We start from the raw sequence: 2,074 nt of genomic DNA on the forward strand, positions 1-2,074 counted from the left end.
GGTGGAGCGGTCACCAAAGAGCAGTTCTGATGACCGTTCAATATGAAATAATACTAGAACGGTCATCATCAAAAGTTAATAATCTGCCGTTAAAATAAGATGACAAAAAACTAGAAGACTTTTCCATAATTTATGATATGATAGAGGAAAATAAATACAAACGCTATATCTGTTTGTAAGCAAGAGGTGGAATGATGTTTACGGGAACAGTTGCAGTAGTAATGGTCTTTTCAATTCCAATCATTGCAATAGTAACATCTCATTTTCAAAAACAAACAAAGACCAAGCATAAAATGATTCAGGATCAAATTGAGCTTGAAAAGTTAAAACAAGAAAATTATNNCTTGAAGAATATAAAAACAAACCCAAAATATTATAACTTTTAGAAAAATGAAGGACGGTTCAATTTCCAGTCCTTCTTTTTTTGTTTTAGCGAAAAATAAATTACTCTAAAGCGTAAAATATATTGATTTTTAAAGTAAAATAAATTACCTTATAAAGTAAGGAGGTGAAAAATCTGGAAAACTTAAAATTGAATGTGGCACTTTTACGAAGAAAGGTACCTAATTTGACTACTGCTGCCAAATCCGTAGGCTTACGTCCGGCAACCGTTTCTAATTTATGTACCGGAAAAATTCCGGTAGGCAGGTGCGAAGTTCGAACTTTAGCGGCACTTGCTGATCTTGCGGAATGTACTTTGGATGAATTAATCATTAGAGGGGAGAAGATTGAGATGCTAGAGACCAAGATTAAAACGCTGGATTTATTTGCCCCACTTGCCAAGGGAGGCACAATTGGGTTAGTAGCTCGACATGGAATGGGGCAGCTTGTTTTACTTTCAGAAATATTTTATAGATTGAAGAACGATCAGTTTGTCACGATTCTGCTCTTACCGAATGGGAATTACCCAGAATTAAACGATGTGAAGGTCAATTCAGATATTATCGTTCATTCCATTGATGAAGCCTATGAAGCAATGGCTGTTAAAGGAAAATCAAATGAGATTGTATTTGCAGCTGACAGGAGCCATGTATTAACAGGGGATATTTATGAGCTCCAAGAAAAATTGTTAGCGCATGATATCAATACAGTTACAACTTTTCTCGTTGATTTAAAAGGGGAAGCGGTCGATGAAGATTTACCGTATGGACCGTTGGAAACCGTTTGGCAATTTGACGCAGATTTATCAGCAAGACACAAATTCCCTGCCGTTAATCCAGTCTATTCAACTTCTTCAGTTCTTGAAGGAGCATATCTCGATCATAATCATCTCAATATTCAGCAGCGTGCCCAAAAGCTTCTTCGCCGCTATCGTGAACTCCGGTCATTAGTGAATGTAGGGGGCATGGAGCGACTCCCAGCATCTGAAGTCCAAACATTTAAGCGCGGTGAAAGGCTTGAAGCTTATTTAACACAGCCATTTTATGTAGCTGAAGCATTTTTAGGGAAAAAGGGAGAGTCTGTTAGTTTACAGGATACCTTAAATGATGTAAGAAAAATATTAGATGGAGCAGCCGATTCAGTTGAAATAGACCAATTAAATTATATTGGTCAAATAATAAATGCATAGACTGCAGAAATTTAAAGAAAAGGCTTTTTAAAATCTACGATATAGAATTTAAAGTATAACACCGGACTCTCGAACCTATTTAGTAGGTTCTTTTTTTATATCTTCAAATTCTTTATTATTGACCGTCTAAATAGTTATTTAGTAATTAAAGTAGTTGTGTGACATGCTGTCATTTTTCCTTGACTCATGACACGGTGTCATATATAATCAGCTCATTGGTAAATCTGACACGGTGTCATCCGTTTGACAGGAGGAATAATAATATGCCAAAACAAACATTTTTTCACTTGCCTAAAGATAAACAAGACACTTTAATTCGAGCTGCTAAAAAGGAGTTTTCTCGAGTTCCCTTACACGAAGCATCCATTGCCAATATTATCAAAGAAGCGGAAATCCCTAGAGGGAGCTTTTACCAATACTTTGAAGGGAAAGAGGACCTATATTATTATCTGTTAAATCAGATTTCAGAGAAAAATAATGATCGGTTTATTGCGCTCTTAAAGG

At 35.9% G+C, this 2,074-nt stretch carries 2 protein-coding genes; both read left to right on the forward strand.

Going from position 1 to position 2,074, the window contains the following annotated elements:
* Nucleotides 1–517 precede the first annotated feature (517 nt).
* On the forward strand, nucleotides 518–1,570 hold the full coding sequence (locus V7164_RS25410) for an ATP synthase beta subunit C-terminal domain-containing protein (RefSeq protein WP_335355622.1): 1,053 nt from the start codon (nucleotides 518–520) through the stop codon (nucleotides 1,568–1,570).
* Between the two features lie 263 nt (nucleotides 1,571–1,833).
* A partial coding sequence (locus V7164_RS25415) for a TetR/AcrR family transcriptional regulator (RefSeq protein WP_335355621.1) occupies nucleotides 1,834–2,074 on the forward strand: 241 nt, incomplete at its 3' end.

Origin of the sequence: Bacillus sp. JJ1474, from assembly GCF_036965225.1 — a bacterium.
GTDB lineage: Bacteria > Bacillota > Bacilli > Bacillales > Cytobacillaceae > Cytobacillus.